The sequence below is a fragment of the Stenotrophomonas sp. YAU14A_MKIMI4_1 genome (assembly GCF_003086855.1).
Classification (GTDB): Bacteria; Pseudomonadota; Gammaproteobacteria; order Xanthomonadales; family Xanthomonadaceae; genus Stenotrophomonas.
This window is the reverse complement of the sequence record NZ_CP025998.1, coordinates 1,528,862-1,544,497: the sequence shown is the minus strand read 5'-3', so window position 1 is coordinate 1,544,497 and position 15,636 is coordinate 1,528,862. Positions and strand designations below refer to the sequence as shown.

The 15,636-nt window shown below is 67.5% G+C and carries 15 protein-coding genes; 9 read left to right on the top strand and 6 right to left on the bottom strand.

Annotated features, from left to right (window positions below):
* Positions 1-231 precede the first annotated feature (231 nt).
* Together C1931_RS07040 and C1931_RS07035 are read right to left on the bottom strand one after the other, a co-directional pair.
* A complete protein-coding gene (locus C1931_RS07040; RefSeq protein ID WP_108755840.1) occupies positions 232-1,143 on the bottom strand; it encodes a lytic transglycosylase domain-containing protein in 912 nt (303 codons plus the stop codon).
* Between the two features lie 46 nt (positions 1,144-1,189).
* The gene (locus tag C1931_RS07035) at positions 1,190-2,158 is read right to left on the bottom strand and encodes a WYL domain-containing protein (RefSeq protein ID WP_108755839.1); all 969 of its coding nucleotides are present in this window, start codon (positions 2,156-2,158) and stop codon (positions 1,190-1,192) included.
* A gap of 83 nt (positions 2,159-2,241) precedes the next feature.
* Between C1931_RS07035 and C1931_RS07030 the strand changes: the two genes are divergently transcribed.
* The 9 genes from C1931_RS07030 (at position 2,242) to C1931_RS06990 (ending at position 11,070) form a co-directional block, all read left to right on the top strand.
* Positions 2,242-2,862, top strand: a complete 621-nt coding sequence (locus C1931_RS07030) for a glutathione S-transferase family protein (protein ID WP_108755838.1) — start codon at positions 2,242-2,244, stop codon at positions 2,860-2,862.
* 598 nt (positions 2,863-3,460) lie between these two features.
* A complete protein-coding gene (miaB, locus tag C1931_RS07025) occupies positions 3,461-4,879 on the top strand; it encodes a tRNA (N6-isopentenyl adenosine(37)-C2)-methylthiotransferase MiaB (RefSeq protein ID WP_108755837.1) in 1,419 nt (472 codons plus the stop codon).
* Between the two features lie 230 nt (positions 4,880-5,109).
* Positions 5,110-6,096: a PhoH family protein gene (locus C1931_RS07020; protein ID WP_108752669.1), complete on the top strand. Its 987-nt coding sequence runs from the start codon at positions 5,110-5,112 to the stop codon at positions 6,094-6,096.
* Entirely contained in the window at positions 6,093-6,578 is a 486-nt protein-coding gene (gene ybeY / locus C1931_RS07015; RefSeq protein WP_108755836.1) for an rRNA maturation RNase YbeY, read from the top strand. Before C1931_RS07020 ends, ybeY begins: the two co-directional genes overlap by 4 nt.
* 47 nt (positions 6,579-6,625) lie before the next feature.
* Entirely contained in the window at positions 6,626-7,237 is a 612-nt protein-coding gene (locus C1931_RS07010) for a hypothetical protein (RefSeq protein ID WP_159095452.1), read from the top strand.
* Positions 7,238-7,308: 71 nt separating this feature from the next.
* Entirely contained in the window at positions 7,309-7,854 is a 546-nt protein-coding gene (locus C1931_RS07005; protein WP_108757685.1) for a hypothetical protein, read from the top strand.
* 64 nt (positions 7,855-7,918) lie between these two features.
* Positions 7,919-8,800, top strand: a complete 882-nt coding sequence (locus C1931_RS07000; protein ID WP_108749147.1) for a transporter associated domain-containing protein — start codon at positions 7,919-7,921, stop codon at positions 8,798-8,800.
* Positions 8,797-10,041, top strand: coding sequence for a DUF4105 domain-containing protein (locus C1931_RS06995; protein WP_108755834.1), 1,245 nt, complete (start codon positions 8,797-8,799; stop codon positions 10,039-10,041). The genes C1931_RS07000 and C1931_RS06995 overlap by 4 nt, the downstream gene beginning before the upstream one ends.
* 6 nt (positions 10,042-10,047) lie before the next feature.
* The gene (locus C1931_RS06990) at positions 10,048-11,070 is read left to right on the top strand and encodes a magnesium and cobalt transport protein CorA (RefSeq protein ID WP_108752665.1); all 1,023 of its coding nucleotides are present in this window, start codon (positions 10,048-10,050) and stop codon (positions 11,068-11,070) included.
* 111 nt (positions 11,071-11,181) lie between these two features.
* On the opposite strand, the gene C1931_RS06985 is transcribed toward C1931_RS06990, so the two are convergent.
* The 4 genes from C1931_RS06985 to potA form a co-directional block, all read right to left on the bottom strand.
* Positions 11,182-12,546, bottom strand: a complete 1,365-nt coding sequence (locus tag C1931_RS06985) for an NAD-dependent succinate-semialdehyde dehydrogenase (protein WP_108755833.1) — start codon at positions 12,544-12,546, stop codon at positions 11,182-11,184.
* A gap of 66 nt (positions 12,547-12,612) precedes the next feature.
* On the bottom strand, positions 12,613-13,455 hold the full coding sequence (locus C1931_RS06980; protein ID WP_108752663.1) for an ABC transporter permease subunit: 843 nt from the start codon (positions 13,453-13,455) through the stop codon (positions 12,613-12,615).
* Complete coding sequence (locus C1931_RS06975; protein WP_108755832.1) at positions 13,452-14,384, bottom strand: ABC transporter permease subunit; 933 nt, start codon at positions 14,382-14,384, stop codon at positions 13,452-13,454. Before C1931_RS06975 ends, C1931_RS06980 begins: the two co-directional genes overlap by 4 nt.
* Positions 14,381-15,517, bottom strand: coding sequence for a polyamine ABC transporter ATP-binding protein (gene potA, locus C1931_RS06970; protein WP_108755831.1), 1,137 nt, complete (start codon positions 15,515-15,517; stop codon positions 14,381-14,383). Before potA ends, C1931_RS06975 begins: the two co-directional genes overlap by 4 nt.
* Positions 15,518-15,636: the final 119 nt, after the last annotated feature.

Genomic DNA, 15,636 nt, shown 5'->3' with positions numbered 1-15,636 from the left:
CACTCCGATATTGATTAGGTAGCTTTAAGGCTGCCAGCGGATCCGGTGGGGGCCAGAGCCGCATTGAATCGTGGTCGAGTGTAGCGGAACCGTCGCGCGCCACACAACGCGGTGCAACAAAATTTTGAACGTGTGCCGACTAACAGTCGGCACCTACCAGTCGGCGCCTGCCAAAGGCGTGCCGACCAACAGTCGGCGCCTGCCAAAGGCGTGCCGACCAACTGTCGGCACCTACTGCTTTGTCAATGCGGTGCGGTAGCGCTCGGCCAGCTGGCCGACCCGGCGCACGTAGTACTGGGTTTCACTGTACGGGGGGACGCCGCCATGGCGGTCGACCGCACCCTCGCCGGCGTTGTAGCCGGCGGCGGCCAGGGTCAGGTCGCCATTGAAGCGCTTCAGCAGCCACGCCAGGTACTGCACGCCACCGCGGATGTTCTGGCTGGCATCGTAGGAATCGGCGACACCGAAGCGTGCCGCGGTGGGCGGCATCAGCTGCATCAGCCCCTGTGCCCCGGCGCGGCTGAGCGCGGTAGGGTTGTAGGCCGATTCGGCATGGATGATCGCGCGCACCACGGCTTCTTCCACACCGAACTCGCGCGCGGCCGAGGCGATCTCGGTCTGGAACGAGGTCGTGTTGAGCCGCACGCTGCCGAAATCGACGCGCGGATTGACCCCGCAGGCGTAGCAGCGTTCGATGAAGCTGTAGCGGATGGTCCGCACCGGCCCCAGGTTGGCCACCTGCGCTGGCCGCGCACTGGTGTAGTGGCGAACCCCGTCCTTCATGTACGAATAGACCTGGCCACTGACCGTGCGGCCCGCCCGCGGTGTGGCAGCAGGCGCTGTGCTGGGGGCGGCTGCCGTGCTGGCCGCGCTGGCGGCCACGGCGACCGGATTGCGCTCGGCGCTGGCCACCGCCACCGGTGCGGCGGCAGGCGTGGGCGTAGGCACTGGCGTGACCGGGCGTGTTGGACGATTGGGCTGGCGGGTGTAGCTGATGGTGGTGCAGCGCGCACCGGCCACCCGCTTGCTGACATAGCTGGTGACCCCGTCAGCGCCTTCGCACTTGTACAGGGTGCCGGCGCTGGCCGGCGCAGCGGTCAGCGCAGCGATGATGATCGCCGTTGTCCCCAGTCTCCCCTTCATGGGCGCGAGTGTCCCAGCTTCGCCGGGCCTTGCCAAGCGCCGCGGCTCAGTCCGTGACCGCCGGCACAGCCAGCAGCTGGCTCAAGCCGCCCAGCCGCTCGGCCAGCTCCTGCCGCAGCGTTTCCGGGGTGGTCCACAGCGCCAGCGGCAGGCGGTCAAGGCTGAGGATCTGCGCCAGCATCATGCCCAGGCTCTCGGCGCCCATGCGCAGCAGGCAATGCTGCGGCCCATCGGCCTCCAGCACCCCACACCAGGGCGGAATGCGACTTTCCAGCTCGGCCTGGCTGCCGGCCAGGCGCAGGGTGGCCTGCAGGGCAAACGGCGCTTGGCTGACGGCCTGGCGCACCATCACGTCCGGCGGCGCTGGCGTGCGCCGATGCAGGCCGGGTTCGGCCAGCGCCTGCACCGCCCCCATCCGGTCCACGCGCAGGGTGCGCCAGTCCTGCCGCCCCAGGTCCCAGGCCAGCAGGTACCAGCGCCGGCCGTAGTTCACCAGGTGCTGGGCCTCGACCTGGCGCTGGGTGACCACGTCCTGTGCGCTGCGGTACTCGAAGGCCAGCCGCGAGGCCTGCCGGCAGTGCTGGGCCAGCCGCCCCAGCAGGCGCGCGTCGGTGGCCGGCAGCTCGTTCAGCGTGGCCGTGGCGGCGTGTACTTCACCGGCCTGCTGGCGGCGCCGGGTCGGCACCAGCGGGTCGAGCTTGGACAGCAGGCCGCGCGCGGTGTCGTCAATACCGGACACCGTGGCCGAGGCCGCGCGCAGGGCAATGGCCAGGGTGGTCGCTTCCTCTTCATCCAGCAGCATGGGCAGCACCGGGGCGCCTGACCCCAGCCGATAGCCGCCACCGACCCCGGCCGAGGCCTGCACCGGGTAGCCCAGCTCGCGCAGCCGCTCGATGTCGCGGCGGATGCTGCGCCGGTCCACGCCCATGCGCTCGGCCAGCTCGGCACCCGACCAGTGGCGGCGGGCCTGCAGCAGGGCGATCAGGCGCAGCAGTCGGTGGGCGGTATGGCGCATGAAGGATCAAGGACAGAAGTCGTCCGCGATTGTGCCCCAGCATGGCCCCACGGTTCACCCATCTCACTGCAAGGAGCACCACCATGTCCTCACGCCTGATCACCCTCTACCACGCCGCCCGGTCGCGCTCGAGCGGTGCGGTGGCCCTGCTGGAAGCGCTGGGGGCGGACTATCGCCTGCACGTGCTGGACCTGAAGGCCGGCGCCAACCTGGCCCCGGCCTACCTGGCCATCAACCCGATGGGCAAGGTGCCGGCCATCGTCCATGACGGTGCGCTGGTGACCGAACAGGTGGCCATCTATCTGTACCTGGCCGACCTGTACCCCGAGGCCGGCCTGGCGCCGCCGATAGGCGATGCCCTGCGTGGCCCCTACCTGCGCTGGATGGCCTTCTACGGGGCCTGCTTCGAACCGGCGATGATCGACCGTGCGATGCACCGCGACCCGCCGCCGCACGCGTTCTCGCCCTACAACGACGCCGACACCGTGCTGCAGGTGATCGAGGCCCAGCTGGCGCAGGGGCCGTACCTGCTGGGTGACACCATGAGCGCCGCCGATGTGCTGTGGGGCAACGCCCTGCAGTGGACCACCGCGTTCGGCCTGGTGAAACCGGCACCGGCCACCGCCGCGTTCATCGCGCGCATGGCGGAACTGACCGCGTTTGATCGCTCGCGGCAGATCGACGCGGAGCTGGTGGCGGCCTGACGGGGGTAGATCCACGCCATGCGTGGATGAATTCCGCCAGGCATGGCCCGGCGCTACCGGCGGGCGGTGCGGAACGCAGGTCGCGGCGCACCCGGCATTGCGCCGGCCGGCGCACCCGGGGGCGGTAGATCCACGCCATGCGTGGATGAGTTCCGCCGGGCATGGCCCGGCGCTACCGGCGGGCGGTGCGGAACGCAGGTCGCGGCGCACCCGGCATTCCGCCGGCCGGCGCACCGGGGGGCGGTAGATCCACGCCATGCGTGGATGAATTCCGCCGGGCATGGCCCGGCGCTACCGGCGGGAGGTGCGGAACGTAGGTCGCGGCGCACCCGGCATTGCGCCGGCCGGCGCACCGGGGGGCGGTAGATCCACGCCATGCGTGGATGAATTCCGCCGGGCATGGCCCGGTGCTACCGGCGGGAGGTGCGGAACGTAGGTCGCGGCGCACCCGGCATTGCGCCGGCCGGCGCACCGGGGGGCGGTAGATCCACGCCATGCGTGGATGAATTCCGCCAGGCATGGCCCGGCGCTACCGGCGGGCGGTGCGGGATGCGGGTAGAATTGCCGCCTTTCCCGCCACCCGAATGGATTAAGCGCCATGACCGGGACGCCAGACGTCTTTCCGCCCGCCGCCCCGGGCGGTACCCCGCTCGTTGCCCTGCCCACTGGTCCGCGCAAGCCCGACCAGGTGAAAGGCAAGCTCTACATCAAGACCCACGGTTGCCAGATGAATGAGTACGACTCGGCCAAGATGGCCGACGTGCTTGCCGCCAGCGATGGCCTGGAACTGACCGACCGCCCGGAAGACGCCGACGTCATCCTGGTCAACACCTGCTCCATCCGCGAAAAGGCGCAGGAGAAGGTGTTCAGCCAGCTGGGCGTATGGAAGGGCCTGAAGAACAAGGGCCGCGAGGTCATCATCGGCGTGGGAGGCTGCGTGGCATCGCAGGAAGGCGAAGCGATCATCAAGCGCGCGCCGTTCGTCGATCTGGTGTTCGGCCCGCAGACCCTGCACCGCCTGCCCGAACTGATCCGCGCCCGCCGCGAACAGCAGCGCCCGCAGGTGGACATCAGCTTCCCCGAGATCGAGAAGTTCGACCGCATGCCCGAACCGCGCGCCGAAGGTGCGTCTGCGTTCGTATCGATCATGGAAGGCTGTTCCAAGTACTGCTCGTTCTGCGTGGTGCCCTACACCCGCGGCACCGAGGTCAGCCGCCCTTTCGAGGACGTGGTGGTGGAAGTGGCCCAGCTGGCCGCGCAGGGCGTGCGCGAGATCAACCTGCTCGGCCAGAACGTCAACGCCTACCGTGGCCCCTATGGCGATGGTGAGTTCGCCGACCTGGGCCTGCTGATCCGCACCATCGCCGAGATCGATGGCGTTGGCCGCATCCGCTTCACCACCTCGCATCCGCTGGAGTTCAGCGATTCGCTGGTCGATGCGTTCCGCGACGTGCCGCAGCTGGCCAACTTCCTGCACCTGCCGGTGCAGGCCGGCAGCGACCGCGTGTTGTCGGCGATGAAGCGCGGCTATACCGCGCTGGAATTCAAGTCGAAGATCCGCAAGCTGCGCGCGGTGCGCCCGGACATCTCGATCAGCTCGGACTTCATCGTCGGCTTCCCCGGCGAGACCGATGCCGATTTCGAGAAGACCATGAAGCTGATCGAAGACATCGGCTTCGACCACAGCTTCTCCTTCATCTATTCGCGCCGCCCGGGCACGCCGGCGGCCGACCTGGAGGACACGATCAGCGATGCGGAGAAGCACGCGCGCCTGTCGCGCCTGCAGGAACGCATCAATGCGCACGCGGCCAGCATCTCCGAAAAGATGGTCGGCACGGTGCAGACCGTGCTGGTGGACGGTCCGTCGCGCAAGAACCCGAACGAGTTGACCGGCAAGACCGAGAACATGCGCTCGGTGAACTTCCCGGCGCCGGCGCGCCTGATCGGCCAGTTCGTGGATGTGGTGATTACCGAAGCGCTGACCAATTCGCTGCGCGCGCGGGTGGTGGCGGAGTAAGGGAGGTGTGCCGACCAACGGTCGGCACCTACCAAGGGCCGGCCCTCCTGGCACATTTTTCACCAGCGCTTCACAAGCGTTGCGGGGTGGGCACCGCCCCCACTTGTCCACAGCTTTCTTGGGCGCCGATCCACACCCGGTGTGGAGAACTGTCGCCCCGCCCGTCCGCGCGCTACCCTTGTCTTCCCTGACCCACCGCGGTGGACGGCGAACCCGCCCCACCCTCTGCAATGAAAAGCATCGAGCATCGAGATTTCACCCTGTCGCCGGAAGACACCGAGCGACTGGCCAACCTGTCCGGCCCCTTCGATGGGCACCTGCGCCAGATCGAGCTGAAGCTCGGCGTGGAGATCGCCAACCGCGGCTTCGTGTTCCGCATCAGCGGCCGCGACGAAGCCACCGCCGAAGCGCAGAAGCTGATTGAAGCGCTGTACGCCGAGACGGCCGAGACCACCTTCGACAACCACGCCATCCATCTGCGCCTGGCCAAGGCCAACCTGGACCAGATCGCCGAGCGCGCGTACGAAGCGCAGGAGGTGGCGATCAAGGTCAAGCGTGGCACCGTGCGTGGCCGCGGCGCCAACCAGGCCCGCTACCTGCACCAGATCACCACCCACGACATCAACTTCGGCATCGGCCCGGCCGGCACCGGCAAGACCTTCCTGGCCGTGGCCAGTGCGGTGGAAGCGCTGAACGAATCGCGCGTGCAGCGGCTGATCCTGGTGCGCCCGGCGGTGGAAGCCGGCGAGAAGCTCGGCTTCCTGCCCGGTGACCTGTCACAGAAGGTCGATCCCTACCTGCGCCCGCTGTACGACGCCCTGTACGAAATGCTGGGCGTGGAAAAAGTGGTCAAGCTGCTGGAAAAGAACGTGATCGAGATCGCGCCGCTGGCCTACATGCGCGGGCGCACGCTGAACGATGCGTTCGTGATCCTGGACGAGGCGCAGAACACCACCATCGAACAGATGAAGATGTTCCTGACCCGCCTGGGCTTTGGCTCCACTGCGGTGGTGACCGGCGACCTGACCCAGACCGACCTGCCCAAGCACGTGAAGTCGGGCCTGCGCGATGCCATCGACGTGCTGCGTGACGTTGACGGCGTCAGCTTCACCTTCTTCGAAGCGCGCGACGTGGTGCGCCACCCGCTGGTGGCCCGCATCGTCAGTGCCTACGACCGCCGCGACCTGCACCAGATTCAACCCGGAGCCACCCCATGACCAAAGGTCCCGTGCGACTGGATGTCGCCATCAGCTATGCGCTGCCCCGCACCGGCCTGCCGGCCGCCGTCAGTTTCCGCAGATGGGTGGCGGCGGCATTGAAGGGCCGCATCCGCGAAGCCGACCTGGCCATCCGCGTGGTCGACGCCAAGGAAGGGCAGTCGCTGAACCGCCATTACCGTGGCAAGGACTACGCCACCAACGTGCTCAGCTTCCCCGCCGAGCTGCCCGAAGGCCTGCCCAAGGGGGTGAAGTTCCCGCTGCTGGGTGACCTGGTGATCTGCGCACCGGTGGTGGCGCGCGAGGCCGACGAACAGGGCAAGGCGCTGAACGCGCACTACGCGCACCTGACCGTGCACGGCGTGCTGCACCTGCTGGGCTGGGACCACGAAGACGACAAGGAAGCCGAGGCGATGGAACAGCTGGAGCGCGAGATTCTGGCCGAGCTGGGCATCGAGGATCCCTACGCCGGCGAGCGCTGAGCCGCCGATCGCGCTACCCTGCAGCGGCAACCACCCCGGAGACAAGGATGATGATGGGCGACATGGGGCCGTTCCTGGCCGGAAGTGCGATCTTTGCCCTGCTGCTGGTCGTGGCCGCCAACGTGCTGCGCCGGGTCAGTGCCCGCCACCCGGATGGACAGCACTGGTTGCTGCGTACGCTGGCCCTGGTCTGCCCGGCCAGCCTGCTGGCCGCTGTGGTGCTGGGCAATGTGGGGCCGCATCTGCTGGGCGGTCCAGGATCGGCCAGCAGTACGCCCACGTTGTGGGCCACGACGATGGTGCTGGTCCTGATCGGCGCGTTCTCCGCGCCGGTGTGCTGGCGCGTGGTGATGCAGCATCGCCTGGGGCGGGCCAGCAGCAGCCTGTCGTTCTTCCACGCCACGCGTACCCAGCTGTGCGCGCTGTTCGTGCTTGCCGCGGTCTACGTAACCGCGGTCAAGCGGATCGACGCCGCGGACGTGCCGGCCTGGCTGCTGCAGCCGGGTGTACTGCAGATCGCACTGAGCCAGACGATGCAATTGGTCCATCTGGCCATGGTCGCGGTCATGCTGACCCTGCCCCTGATGGCACTGCGCGCGTTGGCGCGGCGTACGCTGCGGCGTGCGCAGACCCTGCTCGGCCGCGCGCCGCAGGGCTGAGCCCTGCGGACATGACGGGGTCCGGCCGCTACCATGGCCGGGCATCCTCCATCGCGGACCCTCTGCCTGTGCTGCTGCGTACTGCCCTGCCCCTGCTGCTTGCCTCTGTTGCCGCCACCGCCTCGGCGGCACCGCTGGACCTGCCCGCACTGATCGAATGCCGCCAGGGAGTGGCCGACCATGCCGCCCTGGCGCCGCTGCTGGCCGACCCGTTGAAGGCCGTGGCCAACGGCCTGCAGCCGCTGCCGCAGGCCAACCAGTTCATGACCGAGTTCCGCCTGGCCAACCCGATCACCGTGTTCGGGCAGCAGACCGACCATATCGCGGTGGCCGGGGCCAGCGTGATGGCCGTGCTGGACCAGGCCGACCCGCACCCGCTGGCCACCCGCCTGTCGCTGGAAACCGGTTTCGACCAGGGCGGCAAGTTCATGGCCGGCCGCGAAGTGGTCAGCCGCGATGTCACCGACCCGAAGACCGGCGAGGCGCAGATCGAATCGATCATCCTGAGCGTGTCCACGGTGGCCAGCCACCCCGGTAGGACCCTGGCCGGCTGCACCTACAGCCTGGACCTGCCGGCCGAAGACGAGGCCCCCGGCGACGCGGCCAGCGGTCACTGAAAGGCCCCCACATCCTGCTAGACTGGGGCCAACGCCCGGGTTTCCGGGTGCCCTTTTTCCAGAGATGTCTGAAGACGACAGTAGTAGCTCCCCGCAGGAGCCCAATGAAAAGAAGCGCGGCTGGCTGGAACGCCTGACGGCCGCCTTCTCCGGCGAACCCCACACCCGCGACGAGCTGGTGGCCGTGCTGCACACCGCACAGGACGAAGGGCTGATCGCCGCCGATACCCTGAAGATGATGGAAGGCGCCATTTCGGTGGCCGAGCTGACCGTGGGCGACGTGATGATCTCGCGTTCGCAGATGGTCTCGCTGCCGGTCGAGGCGCCCTTCCTGGAACTGATGAAGCAGGTGGTCGAATCCGGCCATTCGCGCTTCCCGGTGCATGGCGAGAACAAAGACGACATCCTTGGCATCCTGCTGGCCAAGGACCTGCTGCGCGGCGTGGTGGCCGACAACGGCCCGGCCAACGTGCGCGAACTGCTGCGGCCGGCGGTGCTGATTCCCGAGGCCAAGAAGCTCAACGTGCTGTTGAAGGAATTCCGCCTGTCGCGCAACCACATGGCGATGGTGGTGGACGAATACGGTGGCGTGGCCGGTCTGGTCACCATCGAAGACGTGCTGGAACAGATCGTCGGCGAGATCGACGACGAGCACGATGAAGCCGAAGACCCCTCGGCGCAGATCGCCATCCAGGCCGATGGCCAGTACGTGGTGGACGCGCTGACCCCGATCGGCGATTTCAACGAGCGCTTTGGTGCCACGTTCTCCGATGAGGACTACGACACCATCGGCGGCCTGGTGACCGAGGCCGTGGGCCACCTGCCGGAAGTGGGCGACGAACTGGCGCTGGACCGCTTCATGTTCCGCGTGGCGCGGGCCGACGCGCGCCGGGTGCAGGCTTTCCATGTGACCGTGCTGCCGCCGGACGCGCAGGACGACGCTTGAAGCGCCGCGGCCTGTTGATGCTGGCATGGCTGGCGCTGTGCACGCTGGCCCTGGCCCTGGCATTGCCAAGGTCGGCCTTCGCGCAGGCCGCCGCGGATTCCGCGGTGGCTGCGGACGCACCGCCGCCGCGTATCGGCGTGGTGACCATGCAGCCGGGCACGGTGTTCTTCGAACGCTTCGGCCACGACGCCATCGTGGTGCTGGACCCGGTCAGTGGTGCGGCCACGTCCTACAACTTCGGCTATTTCGATCCGTCCGAACAGGATTTCATCAGCCGCTTCGTGCGCGGCGAGATGATGTACTACCTGGTGGCGCTGCCGCTGCAGCAGGACCTGTCCTACTACGACGAGACCGGACGCGGGGCCAGCGTGCAGTGGCTGGACCTGCGCCCGGACCAGGCGCGGGCCCTGGCCGATGGACTGGCCGAGCGGGCCAAGCCGGAAAACGCGCGCTACCACTACGATTACTACACCGCCAACTGCGCCACCATGGTGCGCGACACCCTGGACAAGACCCTGGGTGGCGGCCTGCATGCGCAGCTGTCGGGGCGCTCGCGCGGCAACACTTACCGCAGTGAATCGGTGCGCCTGGCCTCGCCGGCACCGTGGATGTGGCTGGGCTTCGACATCGGCCTGGGTCCGTTTGCCGACCAGCCGCTGTCGCGCTGGCAGGAAGCGTTCGTGCCGATGCGCCTGGCCGATGCCCTGCGCCAGGTACGCAATAGTGATGGCCGCCCGCTGGTGCAGAGCGAGCAGGAACTGCTGCCGCACCGCATTGCCGCCGAACCGAAGGAATCGCCGCGACGCTGGTGGCCGTGGCTGCTGTGTGGCCTGCTGGCCGCCGCGGGCATCGTGGCCCTGCGCCAGCGCCCGCGCCTGCTGGCCGGCCTGGCCCTGCCGCTGTGGCTGCTGTGCACGATTGCCGGCGGCCTGCTGGTGTTCCTGTGGGGCTTCAGCATCCACTACGCCGCCTGGGCCAACCGCAACCTGCTGCTGCTGTCGCCGCTGGCGGTGCTGCTGCTGCCCGGCGCCATCGCCCTGCTGCGCAGGCGCGTGCCGGGTCGCGTGTTCAGCGTGGTGCTGTGGCTGCTCGCCGTACAGTCGGTGGCCGCACTGGTACTGCACTGGCTGAGCCTGCAGGCGCAGTACAACGTGCAGTGGATTGTCCTGCTGCTGCCGGTGCATGTGGCCCTGGCCTGGGTGCTGGGGCGTCGTCCTCACTTGTCCCACACGGCGCAGTGACGCACGATGGCGGGCATGTCATTGCCCGCCCCTGCTTCCACGGCCGCTTCGGCCAACCCCGCCTGTGTCATCAACTGCGTTCACTACGATGACCAGGGCATCCGCCACGACATCAGCTTGGATGCGATCAGCGATGTGATCGCCAGTGGCAACGGCTTCGTCTGGGTGGGTTTGTACGATCCGGCCGACGCCGTGCTGCTGAAACTGCAGGAAGAATTCTGCCTGCATGACCTGGCCATCGAAGACGCACGCAACGCGCACCAGCGGCCCAAGGTCGAGGCCTACGGCAATTCCCTGTTCGTGGTGGTGACCACCGCGCAGATGGTGGACGAGCGCATCCAGTACGGCGAAACCCATGCCTTCCTGGGCCCGCGCTTCCTGGTGACCGTGCGCCACGGTGCGTCGCTGTCCTACGCCCCGGTGCGCGCCCGCGTGGAGCGCGAGCCGCAGCTGCTGAAGATGGGCCCCTCGTACTGCCTGTATGCGGTGACCGACTTCGTGGTGGACAACTACCTGCCCATCACCAATCGCTTCCGCGACACACTGGAGCTGCTGGAGAAGGACATCTTCGCCGAGAGCTACAAGCGCAGCACGGTGGTGCGGCTGTACGAGCTCAAGCGCGAACTGAACAAGATGCGCATGGCGGTGGCGCCGCTGCAGGATGTGCTGGCCCAGCTGCGCCGTTACCAGGGCGATCTGATTCCCGACGAAGTGAAGCTGTATGTGCGCGACGTGCACGACCACGCCGTGCGCATCAGCGATGTGATCGACACCCTGCGCGAGATGCTGGGCACCGCGCTGAGCGTGAACCTGTCGCTGGTGACGCTGGCGCAGGGCGAAACGGTGAAGCGGCTGGGTGCATGGGCAGCGCTGCTGGCCGCGCCGACCCTGATCACCAGCTGGTATGGCATGAACTTCAGCCACATGCCTGAGTTGAACCAGCCGTGGGCCTACCCGTTGATGATCGTCGGCGTGGGCGCGGTGTGCGTGGGGTTGTACCGGTTGTTCAAGCGCGCCAAATGGTTGTGACCCGTATCGACCAACGGTCGATACCCACCAAAATGGTAGGCCACGACCGTTGGTCGTGGCTCTTGTCGCTCCAGTAGAGTCGAGCTTGCTCGACTCTACAGAAGCGGGGTATCAGGCCACGTAGACGGTCTTGATGTTCATGAACTCATGGATGCCGTGGTCGGCCAGTTCGCGGCCGAAGCCGGACTGCTTGCTGCCGCCGAACGGCAGCCGCGCATCGCTCTTGACGATGGCATTGACGAAGGCGGCGCCGCATTCCATGCGCTGGGCGAAGGATTCGCCGCGCACCGGATCGCGCGTCCACACGCTGCCGCCCAGGCCGAAACGGGTGTCGTTGGCCACGCGCAGTGCCTCGTCCTCATCGGCCACGCGGATCACCGCCGCCACCGGCCCGAACAGTTCCTCGTCGTAGGCCGGCATGCCCGGACCCACCTGGTCCAGCACGGTGGCCGGGTAACCCGCGTGCGTGCCGGCAATCGGTTCGCCACCCAACAGAACGCGCGCGCCCTTGGCCACGCTGGCCTGCACCTGCTTGTGCAGCTCATCGCGCAGGTCGGCACGCGCCATCGGCGCCAGCGTCGTGCCACGCGCATCGGGATCGCCGTACTGCCGCTCCCCCGCTGCTTCCACGAAGCGGCGGGTGAATTCGTCGGCCACGGCATCCACCACGATGAAGCGCTTGGCCGCGATGCAGGTCTGGCCGCTGTTGTCGAAGCGCGACTTCACTGCCGCCGCCACCGCCTTGTCCAGGTCGGCATCGTCGAGCACCACGAAGGCATCGCTGCCGCCCAGTTCCATCACCGATTTCTTCAGCTGGCTGCCGGCATTGGAGGCGATGGAGCGCCCTGCCCGCTCGCTGCCGGTCAGGGTAACGGCCTTGACCCGCGCATCGCGCAGTACCTCGGCGGCCTGGTCGTTGTCGATGTGCAGCACGTCGAACACACCGTCCGGCAGGCCGCCGTCACGGCACACCGCCAGGATCAGGTCGGCACACTGCGGCACGTTGCTGGCGTGCTTGAGCAGGGCCACGTTGCCGGCCATGAACGCCGGCGCCAGGAAACGGAACACCTGCCAGATCGGGAAGTTCCACGGCATCACCGCGAACACGCAGCCGATCGGCTCGTAGCGCACGTAGCTGCGCTGCGCTTCGGTGTCGATCAGCTGCGGCTTCAGGTAATCCGCTGCGTGGTCGGCGTAGTACTCGCAGGCCGCAGCGCACTTGTCCACTTCGGCCAGCGCCTCGGCCTTGAGCTTGCCCATCTCGTGGGTCATCGCCTGCTGCAGGTCGTCGCGACGGCTGCGCAGCTGCGCGGCGATCTGGCGCAGGATGGCGCCGCGCTCCTGCAGCGACCGCTGGGCCCAGCCGCGGAAGGCATCGGCGGCGGCCTGCAGGCGCTGCTCGATATCGGCAGCGCCCATCAGTTCATGGCGGTAGGTCACCTGGCCGGTGGCCGGATCGACGATCTCGACGGTCATGGGGGGTCTCCATCAGGGTGACCCCCATTGTGCGCCGCCGCCCGTGAGCCGGGCGTGGCTGCGGCCTCAGCCGTTGTCCTGGCGGGCCAGCTGCAGGTCGCGCTGGCGGCGCTTTTCCGCACGCGCATTGATGTACCAGCCAATCACTGCAGCAATCGACACTGCCGATACCAGCAGGGTGGCCAGGGCATTGATCTTCGGGCTGATGCCCATGCGCACCGAGGCAAACACCTTCATCGGCAGCGTGGTCGAACCGGGCGTGGCGACGAAGCTGGCCACCACCACGTCATCCAGCGACAGGGTGAAGGCCAGCAGCCAGCCGGCCACCAGCGCCGGGGCGATGATCGGCAGGGTGATGCGGGTGAACACGGTCAGCCGGCTGGCGCCCAGGTCCATCGCCGCTTCTTCCAGCGACAGATCCATTTCCTGCAGGCGCGAGGACACCACCACGGTGACGAAGCACAGGGTGAAGGTGACGTGCGCGATCCAGATGGTGGCCAGGCCACGGGCCGGGAAGCCGGGAATGGCGCCCATCGAAGCCAGCAGGGCCATCAGCGAGAACCCCAGGATGACATCGGGCATGACCAACGGCGCGGTGACCAGCGCACCGAACACCGGCTTGCCACGGAAGCGCTTGAAGCGGGTCATCACCATCGCTGCCAGCGTGCCCAGCACGGTGGCGGTACAGGCGGTCCAGAACGCCACCACCAGGCTGGTCCACATCGCCTCCATCAGCGCGCGGTCGGCGAACAGATCGCCGTAGGCACGGGTGGAAAACCCGGCCCAGACCATTGCCAGCCGCGAGCTGTTGAACGAATAGAACATCAACAACAGGATCGGCAGGTACAGGAAGGCGAAGCCGAGCAGCAGCACGCCCAGCCCCAGGCCCTTGGCGGTACGCGGGCTCATGCCTGCTTCCCTTCCAGCAGGCGCTGCTGGGAACGGTTGAACCACAGGATCGGCACCAGCAGCAGCACGATCATCGCCACCGCCATGGCCGAGGCACCGGGCCAGTTGCGGTTGTTGAAGAACTCGTTCCACAGCTGGCGGCCGACCATCAACGTTTCCGAGCCGCCCAGCATTTCCGGAATCACGAATTCACCCACCGCCGGAATCATCACCAGCATGCAGCCGGCGATGATGCCCGCCTTCGACAACGGCAGGGTGATGCGCAGGAACGCCTGCCAGGGCTTGGCGCCCAGGTCGTACGCCGCTTCCAGCAGGCGGTGGTCATGCTTGACCAGGTTGGCGTACAACGGCAGCACCATGAACGGCAGGTAGCAGTAGACGATGCCGATGTAGGCCGCGGTCGGCGTATCGATCAGCTGCAGCTTGGGCAGGCCCATGTGGGTCATCAGCGATTGCAGGCCGGTGAACTGCAGGAACTGGTCGAGCAGGCCGTTGCGGTCCAGGATCGCCTTCCAGGCATACACGCGGATCAGGAACGAGGTCCACGACGGCAGCACCACCAGCATCATCGCCACGTTGCGCGCGGCCGGTGACAGGCGGGCGATGGCATAGGCCATCGGATAGCCGATCAGCAGGGTGAGGAAGGTGGAGATCGCCGCGATCTTGATCGAACTGAGGAAGGCCTGGGCGTAGATCGAATCGCGGAACAGCGCCAGGTAGTTTTCCAGGTTCAGCTTCAGCGAGAACGCGCCATCGACGTACTGCAGCAGCCAGGTATACGGCGGCGAGCCGACCCGGCTGTGCGAGAAACTGATCATCAGCACGATCAGGAACGGCACCGCGAAGAACAGCAGCAGCCACAGGTAGGGAATGCCGATGACCGTGGCACGCGTGCCCGGCAGCCAGCGCTTCAAGCCTGCCGTGCTCATGAGGTCAGCACCACGCCGTCGTTGTCGCGCCAGTGCACCCAGACCTGATCGCCCCAGGTCAGGCCATCGCTGGCCCAGCGCTGCGAGTTGGCGAAGTTGGCCAGCACCTTGGCACCACTGGGCAGACGCACGTGGTACACCGAGTGACTGCCAAAGTAGGCGATGTCCTCGATCACGCCCTGCGCCTTGTTGGTGTGCCCTTCCGGCTCGTCCTTGCCGATCATCACCTTTTCCGGGCGCAGCGCGAACGCGACCGGCTGCCCTTCGTAACAGGTGATGCCATGGGCGATGTAGACCGGCGCCGGGAACAGCGGCGAGCGCACGGTCACGTACTCGGGCAGATCCTCGTCGATCACCCCGTCAAACAGGTTCACCGAGCCGATGAAGCCGGCCACGAAGCGGTTGGCCGGCTGTTCGTAGACCTCGTCGGGCTTGCCGACCTGCTGGATCCAGCCGGCATCCATCACCGCGATGCGGGTGGCCATGGTCATGGCCTCTTCCTGGTCGTGGGTGACCATCACGCAGGTCACGCCCGACGATTCGATGATGCTGACCAGTTCCAGCTGCATCTGCGAGCGCAGCTTCTTGTCCAGCGCGCCCATCGGTTCGTCCAGCAGCAACAGCTTGGGCCCCTTGGCCAGCGACCGCGCCAGCGCCACGCGCTGCTGCTGGCCGCCGGACAGTTGGTGCGGCTTGCGCTTGCCCAGGTGGCCCATCTGCACCAGTTCCAGCATCTCGCCCACGCGCCTGGCGATGGCAGCCTTGTCCAGGCCGTCCTGCTTCAGGCCGAAGGCGATGTTCTGTTCCACCGTCATGTGCGGGAACAGCGCGTAGGACTGGAACATCATGTTGACCGGCCGCTGGTACGGCGGCAGCGCGTCCAGGCGCTGGCCATCCAGGGTGATGCTGCCCTTGGTGGGCGTTTCGAAACCGCCCAGGCAGCGCAGCAGGGTCGATTTGCCACTGCCCGATCCGCCGAGCAGGGCGAAGATCTCGCCCTTGCGCACGTCCAGGTTGACGTCGTCGACGGCGATGAAGCCATCAAATTCCTTGCGCAGATCACGAATGGACAGATAGCCGGACGCGCTGGCCGTATCAACGGCGGCGGCTTCCGGCTGGGCTTCAACGGGCATGGGGGCTCCGGGAGCGGGCGGTGGACAGCGGCGGCCATTCTACCGGCCGGGGGGCGATGGCGGTATGACGGGGTGTGGCGGGCGGCGGGAGGCCCGCCGGGCAGCACGGTAGCGCCGGG